Raw genomic sequence first — 17,327 nt, 5'->3', positions numbered from 1 at the left:
TCCATGAGCACTGCCACCCACTGCCCCTACTGCGCCCTGCAGTGCGCGATGTCGCTCGCCCCCGCCTCCCCGGCGGGGGCGGGCGGCGCCGCCGCGCCGGGAGCAACCGCGCTGCCTCCCCTGGAGGTCGACGGCCGGGACTTCCCGACCAACCGCGGCGGCCTCTGCCGCAAGGGCTGGACCTCGGCCGAGCTGCTGCGCCACCCCGAGCGGGTCACCGAGCCGCTGCTGCGCGGCGAGGACGGCCAGTTCCGGCCGGTCCCGTGGGAGCAGGCCCTCGAGCGCGTCGCGCACGAGGTCCGCGCCGCCCAGGCCGCCCACGGGCGGGACGCGGTGGGGGTGTTCGGCGGTGGCGGGCTCACGAACGAGAAGGCCTACCTGCTGGGCAAGTTCGCCCGGCTGGCCCTGGGCACCTCGCGCATCGACTACAACGGCCGGTTCTGCATGTCCTCGGCGGCGGCCGCCGGCAACCGGGCGTTCGGCATCGACCGCGGGCTCCCGTTCCCGGTCGAGGACCTCGACACGGCGGACACGATCCTCCTGCTCGGCTCGAACGTCGCCGAGACCATGCCGCCGTTCGTCGCGCACCTCGCCGCCGCCCGTGCGGCGGGCGGCCTCGTCGTCGTCGACCCCCGCCGCTCGGCGACCGCCGCGCTCACGGCCGACGGCGCCGGAACGCACCTGCAGCCCGCCCCGCACACGGACCTCATCCTCCTGCTGGGGCTCGCGCACGTCGTCATCAACGACGGGCTCCTCGACCACGGCTACGTCGCCGAGCGCACCGTCGGCTTCGAATCCGTGATCCGCTCGGTCGCCCCGTGGTGGCCCGAGCGGGTCCAGGCCGCCACCGGGGTCCCGGCAGCGCTCGTCCGGGAGACGGCCGCACGGCTGGCCCGCTCGGCGCGTACGGGCTCGTGCTACATCCTCACGGGCCGCGGCATCGAGCAGCACGCGGACGGCACGGACACCGTGACCGCCGCGATCAACCTCGCCCTCCTGCTCGGCCTGCCGGGCTCCGAGCGCGGCGGCTACGGCACGCTCACCGGCCAGGGCAACGGCCAGGGCGGGCGCGAGCACGGGCAGAAGTCGGACCAGCTCCCCGGCTACCGCAAGATCACCGACCCCGCCGCCCGCGAGCACGTCGCGCGCGTGTGGGGCGTCCCCGCCGAGTCCATCCCCGGCCCGGGGCTGCCCGCGGTGCAGCTGCTCGCCTCGCTCGGGAAGGACGACGGCGTGCGCTGCCTCTTCGTGCACGGCGCCAACGTCGTGGTCTCCGCGCCGGACGTCTCCGCGGTGCGCGAGGGGCTGCGCGCCCTCGACTTCCTCGTGGTCTGCGACTTCTTCATGTCCGAGACCGCGCGCGAGGCGGACCTCGTCCTCCCAGTCCTGCAGTGGGCCGAGGAGGAGGGGACCATGACGAACCTCGAGGGCCGAATCCTGCGCCGTCGTCGCGCCCTCGAGCCCCCCGCCGGCGCCCGCAGCGAGCTGTGGATCATGAACCGGCTCGCGGAGCTCCTCGACGCGCCCTCGGAGTTCTCCGCCGACCCCCGCACCGTCTTCGAGGAGCTGCGGGCCGCCTCCGCCGGCGGGCTCGCGGACTACTCCGGCGTGACCTACGAGCGCCTCGACGCCGGCGAGGCCCTGCACTGGCCCTGCCCCGAGGGCTCGGACGGGACGCCGCGTCTCTTCGCCAACGGCTTCGCCCACCCCGACGGGCGGGCCAGGCTCGTGGCCGTCCGCGCGTCCTCCCCGCTGCCGGGCGCAGGCCCCGAGGCCGGGGCCTTCCAGCTCGCGACCGGGCGCCTCCTCGAGCACTACCAGTCCGGCGCCCAGACCCGCCGCGTCCAGGCCCTCTCCGCGGCCCAGCCCGAGGTGCGCCTGTCCCTGCACCCGGCCCCCGCCGCGCGGCTCGGGATCGCCGACGGCACGTGGGTGCGCGTGCGCCGCCAGCAGGCCGCCGCGGCGGCGACGGCGCAGGGCCGGGACGCGCAGCCCGAGCCCGTCGTCCTGGCGCGCGCCGAGCTGAGCACGGACCTCCGCCCTGACACGGTGTTCCTGCCGTTCCACTTTCCGGGCCTCGCCGCGGCGAACCAGGTCACGGAGCAGCGCACGGACCCGGTCTCGGGCATGCCCGAGTTCAAGACCACCCGCGTGCTCGTCGAGCTGGCCGTCGTCGACCCGGACGTCGCCCCCGACGCCGCCGCGACGGCCGGCGAGCGCGACCTCCTGGCCACCAGCAGCCTTGTCCCCGCCCCTCGTAAGGAGCGTCCATGACCGCCACGACCCCGCAGCCCGCCGCAGCCCTGACCCGGCCGCGCATCGTCGTCGTCGGCTTCGGCCCCGTCGCCGCACGGTTCGTCGACGAGCTCCGCCCGGCCGCCGCGGCCGGCGCGGTCGAGCTCACGGTCGTGGGCGAGGAGGAGCACGCCGCCTACAACCGCGTGCTCGTCGCGGACCTCGGCGTGGGCCGCACGAGCCTCGCCGCCATGAGCCTCGCCGACGCCGACGAGCTCGCCGCCGACGGGGTCCGCGTGATCACGGGCACGCGCGTCGCGCGGCTCGACCGCTCGCGCCGCCGGGTCCTTCTCTCGGACGGGACGGCCCTGGCATATGACCGTGTGGTCCTCGCGACCGGCGCCCGCGCCGTCGTGCCGAACCTCACGGGCCTCAACCCGGACCCCTTCCACCCTGTGCTCCCCGACGGCGTCACGGCCATGCGGGACGTCTCCGACGCCGCCCGCCTCGCCGAGGCGGTCCGGGGCCGGCACCACGTCGTCGTCCTCGGCGGCGGCGTGCTCGGCCTCGAAGCGGCCCTCGCGGCGAGCGAGGAAGGCGCGACCGTGACCGTCGTGCACCACGGCGACCGCCCGCTCGGCCGCTCGATCGACCGGATCGGCGGCGGAACGCTCGCCGCGGCCCTGCGCCGGCAGGGCGTGCGCGTCGCGGGCAACGCCCGCTCGACCGGCATCGAGACCGGGCCCGACGGCGCCTTCCGGGCTCTGCTGCTCGAGGACGGCTCCGCGGTCGACGGCGACCTCCTCCTCCTCGCGTGCGGCGCCCGGCCGCGGCGCGAGCTCGCTGAGGGCGGCGGGCTCGCCGTCGACGCCGGCATCCTCGTGGACCACACGCTTCGCGCCCTGCACACCGAGCACGTGTTCGCGATCGGCGACTGCGCCCAGGTGCGCTGCACGGACGCGGGCTGCGCCGAGTGCACGGCCGACGGCCGCGGCGGCGCGCCGAGCGGCCTCATCGCCCCCGGCTGGCGCCAGGCCGACTGGCTCGCGGCCCAGTTCCGCCACGACCTGCTCGGCGAGGCCCAGCCGGCGCCCCTCGCGCCCGAGAAGCCGGGCGTCATCCTGCTCAAGGCCCGCGGCGTGAACCTCGCCGTCGCCGGGCGCGTCGCGGCGGAGCCGTGGGACCTGGACCCGCTCGAGGACGCATGCTCGCCGGCCCCGCTCAGGGTCGCCGTCTGGGCGGACCCGGAGCACGGCGCGTACGTCAAGATGGCCACGCGGGGCGGGGTCCTCGAAGGATTCGTCGCGCTCGGCATGCCCCGTGCCGCCGCCGAGCTCACGCTCCTCTTCGAGTCGGGGGCCGAGCTCCCGGCCGACCGCTCGGTGATCCTCCGGCTCGACGGGCCGGAGGCCGCATTGGGGGCGGCCTCGGGCGCGTCCGCGGGGCCCGATGCCGTGCTGTGCCGCTGCGCGGGCGTGACCCACGGCGAGGTCGGCGAGGCCGTCGCGGGCGGCTGCTCGACGGTCCAGGAGGTCTCCAAGGCCACGCGCGCCGGGACCGGCTGCGGCAGCTGCCACGACGGCGTTCGCGAGCTCATCGAGCGGCACTTCGCCTCCGTCGCCGCGTAAGCGGCCGAGCGGTCGCCCCTCTTCGGTCGGCACGCGTCCCCAGGAGGCCGGCTTGCCCGCGGGGCGGACCGTGCCGTAGGAGTGGGGCATGCCTTCCCACCCCGCCCAGCCCGAGGCCGTGCTCGAGGCCGCCGCTGCAGCAGCGTCGGCCCTCCTCGTGAACGGGGCGGCCGCGAGCGAGGCCTCGGCGGCGGCGTCCCACGTGGCCGCGGCGGGCGGCCTGGCGAAGGTCACCGCCTCCGCCGCCTACTCCGAGGTCGCCGTCTACTGGCGGGACCCCGGGGAGCGCACCCTCGTGGCCGTCCGCGAGGTCCCGCCGCGGGCGTTCGACTACGGCAGGCTCGCCGCCGTCATGGAGCTCGTCGACCGGGTGCGCACGGGGGCGCTGGGGCCCGCCCACGTGGCCGCGACCGTCCGCCGGATCCAGGAGCGGCCCGGGCGCTACCCATGGTGGGCCACCCGGCTCGCCATCGGCGCGGCCGGCGGCATGGCGGCGGTGCTGTTCGGCGGCGGGCCCGTCGTCGCCGGCGCTGCGTTCGCCGCCAACCTCGTGGTGGACTGGCTCGTCGTCACGCTCCTGCGCCGGGGCTGGCCGTGGTTCTTCATCCAGGCCGCCATCGGCCTCCTCGGCGTCGCGATCGCCGCCGCCGTCCAGGCGCTCTCGCCCGGGAGCTCGCCCGCGGTCGTCGTGGTCGCCGTCATCCTCGTGGCGCTCGCCGGCATGACGAGCATGGGCGCGATCCACGACGCGATCACGGGGTGGTACGTGAACGCCGCGGGGCGGATCCTCGAGGGCGTCACGAACACCCTGGGCCTCGTCGCCGGGGTCCAGCTGGGCCTCCTCGGCGTCCACTCGCTCGGTATCGCCCTCGACGTGACCCAGGGCGTGGCCCTGGGGGCGCTCCCCCTCGTAATCGTGCTTGTCGCCGCCGCGCTCGTCGCGGCGAGCTTCGGCGTCGCGACCCAAACCCCGCCCGCCGCGCTCGCGCCCGCGGCCCTGCTCGCCTCCGGGGCGTTCGCCGCCTACGCCGGCAGCGCCCCGCACGTGGGGCCCGTGTGGGCGGCCGCCGCCGCGGCGTTCGCGGCCGGGGTGGCCGGCGTCGCCGTCGCGCACCGGCTCCGGCTGCCGCTCACCGCCCTCGCGACGTGCGCGATCCTGCCCCTCCTGCCGGGCCTCCAGCTCTACCAGGGGCTGCTCGAGGTCGGCGGGCTCGCGCCGGGCGGCGGCGGCTCGCTCGTGGGCGCGGCGGCGACGGCGCTCGCCCTCGCCGCGGGCATGTCCTTCGGCGAGTACTGCGGCGTCCTCGTGTGGCGGTCGCTGCGCGTCGTCGTCGGGCGCGCCTTCGTGCCGCTCTTCGCGCGGCCCGGCCGGGGCGGGCAGTAGCGGGCTAGGGGCCTACGAGGGTTTCGAGCCCCCGGCTCGCCTCGGCGAGCGAGAGCTCCTGGCTCCCGGCGATGAGCGGGTACAGGAGGGCGTCCTCCTTCGCCCGGTGCAGCTCGAAGGCGCGCGCGATCGCGGCGGCGATCGCCGCGGCCCGCAGCCCCTCGGCGGCGCGCAGCTCCTCGACGTAGCCCGCGATCGCCTCGTGGTCCAGCAGGAGGCCCTCCACGAGGAGGCGGCCCTCGCCGGTGGCCCGGGCGCCGGAGTAGAGCGAGCCTTCCTCGGCCTGAATGTGCGGGACGAGCTCGTCCTCGCACCAGGACAGGAGGGCGCCCTTCTCCTCGTGCGCGAGGGGCGCGTCCCCCGCCTCGACCGCGGCGAGGATGGCCCCGGCCAGCGCCGAGGCCCGCTCGAGCATCCGCCCGTGGTGCCTCGCGATGTCGGCGAGCGCCCCGTCGTCGGCCCCTGACCCGGTGCCGGTTCCGTCCATTCCCTCGGTGAATGCCATGGCGCCATCTTCCGCGCCCCGCGCGCCCCGCTCAAGGGTCCGCGGCCCTCGGCATCCAAGACCGAAGGCAGACCAGCCGGCCTTGAAGAGCCCCGCCAGGGCGGCAGGAAGTCCCCGAAGGCGGCCCTGCCGGCCGAGCGGGGCAGGCCGCCGTGGTTCACAGTTCACGTTTCGCCGTGAAGTGCGCTTGAAGAGCGCTTCACGGCGAAACGCGCACTGCCGAAGGCGCTGAAGGGCGCGGAGATCCATACCCGAAAGAGGAAAGGCGCGGCGCCGTCGTCCGCCGGAGGATCCCCTAGAGGTGCACGTGCAGGCGGCGCGCGGCCTCGGCGAGCGAGCCGGACAGCGAGGGGTAGACGGCGTAGGTGTTGGCCACGTCGTCCACGTGCAGCTTCTGCTCGACGGCCAGGGCGAGGCCGAAGATGAGCTCGGACGCGTTCGAGCCCATGACGACGGCGCCGATCACCGTGCCGGAGCCCTTGCGGGAGATGATCTTGACGAAGCCGTCCGTCGTGTTGCGCATCTTGGCCCGGGCGTTGCTCTTGAGCCGCAGGGTCACGACGTCGCCGGAGATCCTCCCGCTCGTCACGTCCTCCTCGGAGACGCCCACCGAGGCGATCTCGGGGGACGTGAAGATGTTGGAGGCGACGTGCCCGAGGTTCAGCGGCGTGAGCTGGTCGCCGAGGATGTGCGCGACGGCGATCCGCCCCTGCATCGCGGCCACGGACGCGAGCGCGAGCACGCCCGTGCAGTCGCCGGCCGCGTAGACGTTCGGCGCCGTGGTGCGGGAGACGCCGTCGACCTTGATGTGCCCGCCCTCGCCGAGGGTCACACCGGCCTCCTCGAGGCCGATCCCGGCGGTGTTGGGGATCGAGCCGACGCACACGAGGCAGTGCGAGCCGGTCACCTTCGTGCCGTCGCTGAGCGTGACGGCGACGCCGTCCCCCGTGCGTTCCACCGCCTCTGCGCGGGAGCGGGAGAGCACGCGCACGCCGCGGCGCTCGAAGACCTTCTCGAGCAGCTCGGCGCCGTCCGGGTCGGAGCCCGGCAGGACGCGGTCGCGCGAGGAGATGAGGGTCACGTTCGAGCCGAGGCCGTTGTAGGCGGAGGCGAACTCGGCGCCGGTCACGCCGGAGCCGACGACGATGAGGTCCTCGGGCAGCTCGTCGAGGCTGTAGATCTGGGCCCAGTTGAGGATGCGCTCCCCGTCCGGGCGCGCGGTCGGCAGCTCGCGCGGGTGGGCCCCGACGGCGAGGATGACGGCGTCTGCCTCGATCCGCTCCGTCCCGGCGACGGTCTCGACCTCGAGGGTCCGGGTGTCGGCGAGGCGGCCGGAGCCCATGACGATGCGAACGCCCTGGGCCTCGAGGCCCGCGCGGATGTCCGCCGACTGCTGGCGCGCGAGCCCGAGGAGGCGCTCGTTGACGACGCCGAGGTCGGCGCGCAGCTTGTCCCGGGTGAGCGGCTCGCCGCTCGTGTCCCCAAAGCGCAGCCCGAGCGCCGAGGAGGCCTCCTCGACGCGGGTCATAAGGTCCGACGTCGCGATGAGGGTCTTGGACGGGACGACGTCGGTGAGCACCGCGGAGCCGCCCAGCCCCGCCCGCTCGACGATCGTCACCTGGGCCCCGAGGGACGAGGCGACGGACGCGGCCTCGTAGCCGCCGGGTCCTCCGCCGAGGATTGCGATGTGGGGGGCCGAGAAGTCAGGGTTCATCGTCACGGAAGACCATTCTGCCTGCCCCCGTCGGTGCGTGCCACGTGAGGCATTGGTAGGTTCTTCCTGTGACGACTTCCGAGCCCTTCGAGCTGGCCCAGGCCGCCGCAGACCACATCGCCCAGGCCACGGGGGTCGCCCGGCACGACATCGCCCTCGTCCTCGGATCCGGCTGGGCGGGCGCGGCGGACCTCATCGGCGAGACCACCGCGACGCTGCCGGCCCACGAGGTCCCGGGCTTCACGGCCCCCGCTGTCGAGGGGCACGTGGGGACGATCCGCTCGATCCGCGCGGCCGACGGCAAGAACGCCCTCGTGCTCGGGGCCCGCACGCACTACTACGAGGGCCGCGGCGTCCGCGCCGTCGTCCACGGGGTGCGGACGGCGGCGGCGGCGGGCTGCCGCACGCTCGTGCTGACCAACGGCTGCGGGGGCCTCAACGTGGACTGGGCGCCCGGCACTCCCGTGCTCATCCGCGACCACATCAACCTCACCGCCACGTCGCCGCTCGAGGGCCCCACCTTCGTGGACCTCACGGACCTCTACTCGGCGCGGCTGCGCGGCGTGGCCCGCTCGGTCGACCCGAGCCTCGCCGAGGGCGTCTACGCCCAGTTCGCGGGCCCGCACTACGAGACCCCGGCCGAGGTGCAGTACGCGAAGCGGATCGGCGCGGACCTCGTGGGCATGTCCACGGCGCTCGAGGCCATCGCGGCCCGGCACGCCGGGCTCGAGGTGTTCGGCATCTCGCTCGTGACGAACCTCGCGGCGGGCATCAGCCCCGAGCCGCTGAGCCACGAGGAGGTCCTCGAGGCCGGCCGCGCCGCCGGGCCACGGATCTCCCGCCTGCTTGCCGACGTCATCGCCGCGATCTGAAGGACTCCCCCACCATGAGCGCAACCCCCACCGGCGTGGACGGCCTCGACGAGCTGCGGGCCCGGGCCGAGGCCTGGGCCGCCGCGGACCCGGACCCCGAGACGGCGGCGCGCCTCCGCGAGACCCTCGCCCAGGCCGCCGAGGGCCAGCCGGCCGCGGTGCAGGAGCTGACCGACGCGTTCGGCGGGACGCTCCAGTTCGGCACCGCGGGGCTGCGGGCGGCGCTCGGCCCCGGCCCGAACCGCATGAACCGGGTCGTCGTGCGCCGCGCCGCGGCCGGGCTTGCCGCCTTCCTCGGACAGCGCGTCCCCGCGGACGATGGCGGCGCCCGGTCGGCCGGGCACGGCGCCGGGGGCGCTGGTGCGGGCGACGGCGACCCTGCGAACCCGAGCCGGCCGCGCGCCGTCGTCGGCTACGACGCGCGGACGAACTCCGACGTCTTCGCACGCGAGACGGCCGCGGTGTTCACCGCCGCCGGCATCGAGACGTTCCTCCTGCCCTCGCCGCTGCCCACCCCGGTGCTCGCGTACGCGCTGCGGGCGCTCGGCTGCGACGGCGGGGTCATGGTCACCGCGAGCCACAACCCGCCCCAGGACAACGGCTACAAGGTGTACCTCGGGGGCCGGGCGACCGACGACACGGGGCGCGGGGCGCAGATCGTCGCCCCGACCGACGCTGAGATCGCCGCGCTCATCGACGCCGCCGGCCCCGTGGGGGACATCCCGCTCGCCGCGGACGGCTGGACGGTGCTCGGGGAGGACGTCGCGGACGGCTACCGCGACGCCGTCGTGGGCCTCGCGCGGCCAGAGGCATTCCCCGCCCGCGACCTCAGGATCGTGCACACCCCGCTGCACGGCGTGGGCGGCGGCACCGCGCTCGAGGTGCTGCGCGGCGCGGGCTTCACCGACATCACGCCGGTGGCGGCCCAGGCCGAGCCGGACCCGGCCTTCCCGACGGTGGCGTTCCCGAACCCCGAGGAGTCCGGCGCGCTCGACCTCGCGCTCGAGACGGCGCGGGCTGCGGGGGCAGACATCGTCATCGCGAACGACCCGGACGCCGACCGCTGCGCCGTCGCCGTCCCGGACCCGGAGACGGGCGAGTGGCGCATGCTGACGGGCGACGAGCTCGGGGCGCTGCTCGGGGCGCATGTTGTGCGCCGGGCGGCGGGCGAGCCCGCCGAACACGCCGTGCACCCCGAGCCCGCCGGGGTGTTCGCCAACTCGATCGTGTCCTCGCGGCTGCTTTCCCGGATCGCGGGGGCGGCGGGCTTCGAGCACCGCGAGACGCTCACCGGGTTCAAGTGGATCGCGCGCGTGCCGGGGCTCGTCTACGGGTACGAGGAGGCGATCGGCTACTGCGTCGCGCCGGAGCTCGTCAAGGACAAGGACGGCATCTCGGCGGCGCTGCTCGTCGCCGAGGCCGCGGCGGCGGCGAAGGCCGAGGGCTCCAGCCTCCTCCGTCGGCTCGACGAGCTCGCCCTCCGGCACGGCCTGCACCTGACGGACCAGCTCAGCGTGCGCGTGGCGGACCTCGGGCTGCTCGGGGCGATGATGACGCGCCTGCGCCAGGACCCGCCGGAGTCGTTCGCCGACTCGCCGGTCGAGAGCGCGGTGGACCTCGCGGCCGGGTCGGAGGACCTGCCGCCGACCGACGGGCTCATGTGGACCACGCGCGACTCGACGCGCGTGATCATCCGCCCGAGCGGCACCGAGCCGAAGCTCAAGTGCTACCTCGAGGTGGTCCGGGCGGTGGACAGTGTCCTCGAGCTCCCCGAGGTGCGGGCAGCGGCCCGGCAGGCCCTGGACGCCGCCCTCGAGGACGTGCGCGAGGCGCTGGGACTCTGAGCCCTCAGGCTCTCGTGCCAGCGCCCGGCGCGGTGGCCGCCATGAGGGCGGCCGGGTGGTGGATCCGCTGGATCAGACGGCGACCTGGACGATCCCGTTGACCACGCGGACCTCGAACGCGGCGAGGCCGGAGCCCGGGCCGTCGAGGCGCTCGCCGGTGCGGAGGTCGTAGACCTGCTTGTGCAGGGGCGAGGCGATGGTCGGGCGGTCGCCGCGCGAGCCCACGATGCCGCGGGCCATGACATGGGCGTCGGTGGCGGGGTCGCGCTGCTCGACGGCGAAGACCTCGTCCGTGGCGAGGCGGAACAGGGCGATCTGCCGGCCCTCGACGAGCGCTGCCTCGCCCCAGTTCGGCTCGAGGTCCTCCAGGCTGCAGACGCTGTGCCAGGAACGGAGTCCGTCCGTGACGGAGCGCTCGAGCTCGGCGGAGTCAACGGGTGCAGGTGCTGTGATCGTCATGCTTCAACGCTACGGAGGGGCTCGTTTCGCAGGGGTTGACCTTGTGTCACGGCCACGTAAAACCGCCCTCACCGACGGCGAAACACGCCCGTGACAGGGAAGTTAATCGGCCGTTACACCCGGGCAACTGGTGCGAAATCGCCCCTTCCTAGGCTGGAGTAAACCCTTCGCCGGCATGCCCGGCGGCCAGTTCTACGGAAGGCACCGCCCGTGAGCAACCCCAGCCAGAGCACCCCGGCCCCCGACTCTGCCTCTGCTTCCTCTGATTCCGCACCTGCGGTGCGGCGCGTCGTCGTCGTCGGCGGCGGCCCCGCGGCCCACCGCTTCGTCGAGGCGATGGCCGCGCGCGGCCTGGAGGGCTTCGAGGTCACCACGCTGACGGAGGAGGCCCACCTCCCCTACGACCGCGTCGCCCTCTCCAAGGCGCTCCTGTCGGATGTCGACCTCACCCTCGGCGAGCCGTCCCTGTGGGACGTCCCCGGCGTGACGCTCCGCACCGGGGCCCGCGCCGTGCGCATCGACGCCGCCGCGAAGACCGTCTACACGGTCTCCGGCGAGGGCCAGGAGCCCGAGGCCCACCCGTACGACGAGCTCGTCCTCGCGACCGGCTCGAATGCCGCGCGCCTGCCGATCCCCGGCGCAGACAAGACGTACGTCTACCGAACGCTCGAGGACGTCTGGTTCCTCCGTGCCGAGATCGCCCGGCTCGCCGAGAGCCTGGGCCGCCAGCCCGTCGTCGCCGTCATCGGCGGTGGCCTCCTCGGCATCGAGGCCGCGGCGGGCGCGCAGTCGCTGGGCGCCGATTCGCTCATCATCGACGGCTCACCGTGGCCCATGAACAGGCAGCTTGACGAGGGCGCGGGGCAGGCGCTCACGCGGCTCATCGCGGCCAAGGGCTTCACCGTCCACGGCGGTGTGTTCCCGTCCGAGGTCCTGACGGACGACGACGGCGTGGTCACCGGCGTGCTCATGGCCGACGAGCGGGTCATCGCCGCGGACCTCGTCGTCGTCGCCATCGGCGTGCGCCCGCGCGACGAGCTCATCCGCGACGCGGTCAGCGCCGTTGAGGAGGCCGGCGAGGGCGCCGCCGCGGGGACGTTCGAGGTCGGCCCGCGCGGCGGCGTCGTGATCGACGAGTCATGCGCGACCGGCGTCGACGGCGTGTGGGCCATCGGCGAGGTCGCGAGCTTCGGCGGCATGTGCCTGGGCCTCGTCGCCCCCGCGAACACGATGGCCGAGATCGTCGCTGACCGCCTGCACGGCGGCGAGGCCACCTTCCCGGGCTTCGACACCGCGACCAAGCTCAAGCTCTCGGGCGTGGACGTCGCGAGCTTCGGCGACGCGTTCGCCCAGGAGCCCGGCGCGCTCGAGATCGTCTACGCCGACCCGGCCCGGGGCGTGTACCAGAAGATCGTCACGACCGACGACGCGCGCACGCTCCTCGGCGGCATCTTCGTGGGCGACGCGACCCCCTACCTGAGCCTCCGCCCGCTCCTCGGCCGCGAGCTGCCCGCCGAGCCCGGCGCGTTCCTGTCCGCGGCAGGCGGCGGCGACGCCCCCGAGACCGAGCTCCCGGACGACGCCATCCTGTGCTCCTGCAACAACGTGGCCGCCGGAACGCTGCGCGACGCCGTGAACGCGTGCGGCGCGTGCGAGGGCAAGGATCCGGTCCAGGACGTCGCAGGCCTCAAGGCCTGCACGCGCGCCGGCACCCAGTGCGGCTCGTGCGTGCCGATGATCAAGAAGCTCCTCGAGGCCGAGCTGACCAAGTCCGGCGTGACCGTCTCCAAGGCGCTCTGCGAGCACATCGCGCTCTCCCGCCAGGAGCTCTTCGACGTCATCCGGGTGCACCAGCTGACCTCCTTCGAGGACATCATGGCGACCTACGGCACGGGCGCGGGCTGCGACATCTGCAAGCCGACCATCGCCTCGATCCTCGCCTCGCAGCACTCGGCCTACGTCCTCGACGCCGGCCGCGGCACGCTCCAGGACACGAACGACCGGGCGCTGGCGAACATGCAGAAGGACGGCACCTACTCCGTGGTCCCGCGCATCCCCGGCGGCGAGATCACCCCGGAGAAGCTCGGCGTCATCGCCGCGGTCGCGCAGAAGTACAACCTGTACACGAAGATCACGGGCGGCCAGCGCATCGACATGTTCGGCGCGCGCCTCGAGCAGCTCCCGGAGATCTGGAAGGAGCTCATCGACGCGGGCATGGAGTCCGGGCAGGCGTACGGCAAGAGCCTGCGCACCGTGAAGAGCTGCGTCGGCTCGACCTGGTGCCGCTACGGCCAGCAGGACTCCGTCGGCATGGCCATCCAGCTCGAGCTGCGCTACCGCGGCCTCCGCAGCCCGCACAAGCTCAAGCTCGGCGTCTCTGGCTGCGCCCGCGAGTGCGCCGAGGCCCGCGGCAAGGACGTCGGCGTCATCGCGACGGCTGACGGCTGGAACCTCTACGTCGGCGGCAACGGCGGCGCGACCCCCGCGCACGCCCAGCTCCTCGCCAAGGACCTCGACGACGAGACGCTCATCAAGTACATCGACCGCTACTTCATGTACTACATCCGCACCGCCGACCGCCTCCAGCGCACCGCGCGCTGGCAGGAGGAGCTCGACGGCGGGCTCGAGCACGTGCGCCAGGTCGTCGTCGAGGACTCGCTCGGCATCGCCGAGGACCTCGAGGCTGCCATGGCCAAGCACGTCGAGAACTACGAGGACGAGTGGGCCGCGACGCTCGCCGACCCGGAGCGCCTGCGCCGCTTCCGCTCGTTCGTCAACGCCCCCGACGCCCTCGACGACTCGATCGTCCACGTGTCCGAGCGCGACCAGATCCGCCCGGCCACCGAGGGCGAGAAGGTCTCGCTCGGCGTGAGCATCCCGGTCCGCCCGAGCGCCGTGCCCTCCGAGGAGGTCTGACCATGAAGGTGAGCCTGAATCTTGAGGGGCTGCCCGTCGTCGTCCTCGGCAGCGCCGACGACGCCCGCCAGGCCCTCGCCCGCTACCGGCGGGCCGGCGCGGCGGTAGCGCACTTCGACTCCCCCGCCGCGTATCGCGCCGCCGTCGCCCTGCCGTCCCGCCCGGCGCTCCTCGCCGTCGTGGGCGGCGGCCGGGCGCACGACGCCGACTGGGCACCCGTGCTCGAGCACTACCGCGTGCTCGGGGTGCCGCGGGTGGACGAGCCCGCGGCGGGGCCGCGCGGCCACGTGACCCTCGTGGGCGGCGGGCCCGGCTCGCGCGGGCTGCTCACGGTCGACGCCGTCGAGGCCCTCCGCGACGCGGACGTCGTCCTCTTCGACCGGCTCGCGCCCTGGCGCGAGCTCGCCGAGCTCACCACCGCCCAGCTCGTCGACGTCGGCAAGCTCCCGGGCCACCACAAGGTGCCGCAGGAGGAGATCAACCGGCTCATCGTGGAGCACGCCCAGGCCGGCGCCAACGTCGTGCGGCTCAAGGGCGGCGACCCGTTCGTGTTCGGCCGCGGCGGCGAGGAGGCCGCGGCCTGCGCCGAGGCCGGAATCCCCGTCCGGGTCGTGTCCGGGATCTCGAGCTCGATCGCCGTCCCCGCGGCGGCCGGCATCCCCGTCACGCACCGCAACGTGAGCCACTCCTTCACGGTCGTCTCCGGGCACGCTCCCCTGACCGACGACGAGCACCGGCACCTCGCCGGGCTCGGCACGGCGGGCGGCACGATCGTCGTCCTCATGGGCATCGCGAACCTCCCGCACCTCGCCGCCGGCCTGCGGCGGGCGGGGATGCCCGCGACGATGCCGCTCGCCGTCGTCGAGCGCGGCCACCAGGCCGGCCAGACGACCACGCTCACGGAGCTCGGGCGGGCCGAGGCGGACACGGCGCGGTGCGCGAACCCTGCCGTGATCGTCATCGGCGAGGTCGTGCGGCTCGCGGGCACGGGCTCGCGGGCCGCGGCCGAGGACGAACTGCGCGGACTCGCCGCGTCCTTCATGATGGAAGCTGAAGGAACCCGCACGTGAGCGAGTCGAATGGAGCAGCACTCATGACGCGAGCGCCCGAGGCGGCCCCCGAGATCGCGACCGCGCTCAAGGGCTTCCGCGTGGGCGTCACGTCCCACCGCCGGTCCGAGGACCTCATCGAGGCCCTCGAGCGGCGCGGCGCGGAGGTGATCCACGCTCCCGTGCTCACGATCGCCCCCGTCGACCAGGACCTCGGGGTGCTCGAGGACACGCGCCGGACCATCGGGTCCCGCCCCGACGTGTGCATCGTCACGACCGCCTACGGCATGCGCCGCTGGCTTGAGGTCGCGGACGCGGCCGGGCTCGGCGACAGCCTCACGGCCGCCCTCAGCGCGTCGTCGCTCTACGTGCGCGGGCCCAAGGCCCGCGGCGCGGTCCGGGCTGCCGGGCTGGCCGACGTCGGCATCTCCAACGACGAGACGACGGCGACGCTCGTCGACCTCGTCCTGCGGGACGCCGGCGGGCGGCTCGACGGCAAGCGCGTCGTCATGCAGCTGCACGGCTACACCGACCGGGTCCAGCTCGACCGGCTGCGCGACGCGGGCGCGGAGCTCATCACGGTGACCCCGTACCGCTGGGTGCGCCCCGAGGGCGGCGACCGGCTCGAGGCGCTCATCGCGGCCATCTGCGCCGGGGACCTCGACGTCGTGACGTTCACGAGCGCCCCCGCGGTCGACGCCCTCTTCAGCACCGCGCACGAGCTCGGCGTCTACCCGCAGCTCATCACGGCGATGCGCCAGCGCGTCGCGACGGCCGCCGTCGGGCCCGTCACCGCGGCGCCGCTCGAGGCCGCCGGGCTGCGCCCGTGGGTCCCCGAGCGCTTCCGGATGGGCGCGCTCATCAAGCTCGTCACCGACAACCTCGCCCGGCGGCAGGTGCGGCGGCTCACGACGCCGGCGGGCGACGTCGAGCTGCGCGGCCGCACGCTGAGCGTGGACGGCACCGAGCTCTCGCTCCCGCCCGCGGCGATGCTCCTGTTCAGGACGCTCTTCGACGCCGGCGGCGCCGTCGTGCCCCGCGACACGCTCGCGCGCCTGCTCTCGCAGTCCGGCTCGAACCACGCCCTCGACATGGCCGTGAACCGGCTGCGCAACGCGCTCCCGAGCGCGGACATGGTCCAGACCGTCGTCAAGCGGGGGTACCGGCTGCGGGTCGTGTAGCCGCGCGGAGGCACCATGACGGGGCCGGTGCCGGGTTCGACCCGGCACCGGCCCCGTGCTGTGCCAGCAGTGCCGTGTGCCAGTGTCGCCCTGTGCCAGTATGGGATGACCCGAGGGGGCGACCCCGAGGACGGACCCGACCGAAAGGACGCCGCCGTGTCTTCCGCATCTGCCGAGCTCACCCCCCAGGACCTCGCAGGCTACATCGACCACACCCTGCTCAAGCCCGAGGCGAGCGAGGCCGAGATCCTTCGGCTGTGCAGCGAGGCGGTCCAGTACGGGTTCAAGTCCGTGTGCGTGAACCCCGTCTGGGTCAAGACGGCGGCCAAGGCCCTGCGCGGCTCGGGCGTGCTCACGTGCGCTGTCGCCGGGTTCCCGCTCGGGGCGACGCCGACCGACGTGAAGGTCTTCGAGGCCCGCGGGGCGACGCTCGACGGCGCCGACGAGGTGGACATGGTCATCAACATCGCCGCGGCCCGGGCCAACGACCGCGGTGCCCTCGTCGAGGACATCCAGGCCGTGGCCGAGGCGGTGCACGGGAGCTCCTCGGTCCTCAAGGTCATCATCGAGACCTCGCTCCTGACCGACGAGCAGAAGGTCCTCGCGTGCGAGGCCGCCGTCGAGGCCGGAGCGGACTTCGTGAAGACCTCCACAGGGTTCAACGGGGGCGGCGCGACGGCCCAGGACGTCGCGCTCATGCGGGCCACGGTCGGTCCCGTCATCGGGGTCAAGGCCTCGGGCGGCGTGCGCACCGCGGACGATGCGCGGGCTATGATTGCTGCTGGCGCCACGCGGATCGGCGCGAGCTCCGGCGTCGCGATCGTCACCGGCGGCTCGGGCGCCGCTGGCTACTAGACACTTCGCACCAGGGAGAGACATGTCCGACGACCTGAACAAGCGCCCTCTCGAGAACGACAACAACCTGGCCGCGAGCGCCGTGGTGTTCGTCATCCTCATGGCCATCTTCCTGCTGGGGCTCTACCTCGTGCAGTTCCTGACGTTCACCACCTGGTGGCCGATGGCGGCCCTCATCGGCCTCTTCGCGCTCGCGTACTTCGTCCCGATGGCGATCATGGGCGCCTCGGACTCGGGCGACGACCACCGCTGACAGCTTCAGTGCCGCGCTCCCAGCAGCAGGGATCGTAGCGAGGCGCCCTGGGATGTGAATCCCGGGGCGCCTCTTTTTGTGCGCCCGAGGCGCCCGGGCCTGGTCTTCTGGCGGACATGTACCGATCCTAGAGAGCCTTGATGGCGATCGCCCGCGTAGCGAGTACCTCATCGAGTGCTCGGGCACTACTTGCCGTCTCTGCCGGCCCCCGAGCGCAGAACACCGCATCCTGAGCCCTTGCGCGGAGTCGATTCCTTGTGCGAGTAGCAGCACGGCCGAGGGGAAAGTACACGAGTGCGAGGATCCTGAGTACTACCGTGCGCGCAGGCTGGGCGATGTGCGTACTCGATACTCGTGACACTCCAATTTGGCGGAATCTACGCTCGGCTGAAGGGCAGAACCTGAACACCCGTGGGTTGGGGAGGCACACGG

At 74.3% G+C, this 17,327-nt stretch carries 13 protein-coding genes; 10 read left to right on the top strand and 3 right to left on the bottom strand.

The window, feature by feature from the left end:
* The first annotated feature begins 3 nt into the window (after positions 1-3).
* The 3 genes from ACUYMY_RS06030 (at position 4) to ACUYMY_RS06020 (ending at position 5,247) form a co-directional block, all read left to right on the top strand.
* Positions 4-2,274: a molybdopterin oxidoreductase family protein gene (locus ACUYMY_RS06030; protein ID WP_481702709.1), complete on the top strand. Its 2,271-nt coding sequence runs from the start codon at positions 4-6 to the stop codon at positions 2,272-2,274.
* Positions 2,271-3,863 (top strand): FAD-dependent oxidoreductase, encoded by a 1,593-nt coding sequence (locus ACUYMY_RS06025; protein ID WP_481702708.1) that lies wholly within the window; start codon positions 2,271-2,273, stop codon positions 3,861-3,863. The genes ACUYMY_RS06030 and ACUYMY_RS06025 overlap by 4 nt, the downstream gene beginning before the upstream one ends.
* A gap of 88 nt (positions 3,864-3,951) precedes the next feature.
* The gene (locus tag ACUYMY_RS06020) at positions 3,952-5,247 is read left to right on the top strand and encodes a threonine/serine exporter family protein (protein WP_481702707.1); all 1,296 of its coding nucleotides are present in this window, start codon (positions 3,952-3,954) and stop codon (positions 5,245-5,247) included.
* Between the two features lie 4 nt (positions 5,248-5,251).
* Here ACUYMY_RS06020 and ACUYMY_RS06015 read toward each other — a convergent pair whose 3' ends face one another.
* Entirely contained in the window at positions 5,252-5,752 is a 501-nt protein-coding gene (locus tag ACUYMY_RS06015; RefSeq protein WP_481702706.1) for a hemerythrin domain-containing protein, read from the bottom strand.
* Between the two features lie 295 nt (positions 5,753-6,047).
* Positions 6,048-7,472, bottom strand: coding sequence for an NAD(P)H-quinone dehydrogenase (locus ACUYMY_RS06010; RefSeq protein WP_481702705.1), 1,425 nt, complete (start codon positions 7,470-7,472; stop codon positions 6,048-6,050).
* Positions 7,473-7,534: 62 nt separating this feature from the next.
* Between ACUYMY_RS06010 and ACUYMY_RS06005 the strand changes: the two genes are divergently transcribed.
* Positions 7,535-8,338: a purine-nucleoside phosphorylase gene (locus tag ACUYMY_RS06005; protein ID WP_481702704.1), complete on the top strand. Its 804-nt coding sequence runs from the start codon at positions 7,535-7,537 to the stop codon at positions 8,336-8,338.
* Between the two features lie 14 nt (positions 8,339-8,352).
* On the top strand, positions 8,353-10,182 hold the full coding sequence (locus ACUYMY_RS06000; RefSeq protein ID WP_481702703.1) for a phospho-sugar mutase: 1,830 nt from the start codon (positions 8,353-8,355) through the stop codon (positions 10,180-10,182).
* 72 nt (positions 10,183-10,254) lie between these two features.
* Here ACUYMY_RS06000 and nirD read toward each other — a convergent pair whose 3' ends face one another.
* A complete protein-coding gene (gene nirD / locus ACUYMY_RS05995; RefSeq protein WP_481702702.1) occupies positions 10,255-10,641 on the bottom strand; it encodes a nitrite reductase small subunit NirD in 387 nt (128 codons plus the stop codon).
* Between the two features lie 279 nt (positions 10,642-10,920).
* Here nirD and nirB point away from each other — a divergent pair, with 279 nt between their 5' ends.
* The 5 genes from nirB (at position 10,921) to ACUYMY_RS05970 (ending at position 16,895) form a co-directional block, all read left to right on the top strand.
* Complete coding sequence (nirB, locus tag ACUYMY_RS05990; RefSeq protein WP_481704974.1) at positions 10,921-13,557, top strand: nitrite reductase large subunit NirB; 2,637 nt, start codon at positions 10,921-10,923, stop codon at positions 13,555-13,557.
* A gap of 2 nt (positions 13,558-13,559) precedes the next feature.
* A complete protein-coding gene (gene cobA / locus ACUYMY_RS05985; RefSeq protein ID WP_481702701.1) occupies positions 13,560-14,627 on the top strand; it encodes a uroporphyrinogen-III C-methyltransferase in 1,068 nt (355 codons plus the stop codon).
* Between the two features lie 23 nt (positions 14,628-14,650).
* Positions 14,651-15,787, top strand: a complete 1,137-nt coding sequence (locus ACUYMY_RS05980) for a uroporphyrinogen-III synthase (protein ID WP_481704973.1) — start codon at positions 14,651-14,653, stop codon at positions 15,785-15,787.
* Between the two features lie 156 nt (positions 15,788-15,943).
* A complete protein-coding gene (deoC, locus tag ACUYMY_RS05975; RefSeq protein ID WP_481702700.1) occupies positions 15,944-16,642 on the top strand; it encodes a deoxyribose-phosphate aldolase in 699 nt (232 codons plus the stop codon).
* Positions 16,643-16,664: 22 nt separating this feature from the next.
* A complete protein-coding gene (locus ACUYMY_RS05970) occupies positions 16,665-16,895 on the top strand; it encodes a hypothetical protein (protein ID WP_481702699.1) in 231 nt (76 codons plus the stop codon).
* Positions 16,896-17,327 lie beyond the last annotated feature (432 nt).

The organism is Sinomonas sp. T428B (assembly GCF_056780155.1).
The sequence above is the reverse complement of the archived record's forward strand: the minus strand, read 5'-3'. Positions and strand labels throughout refer to the sequence as shown.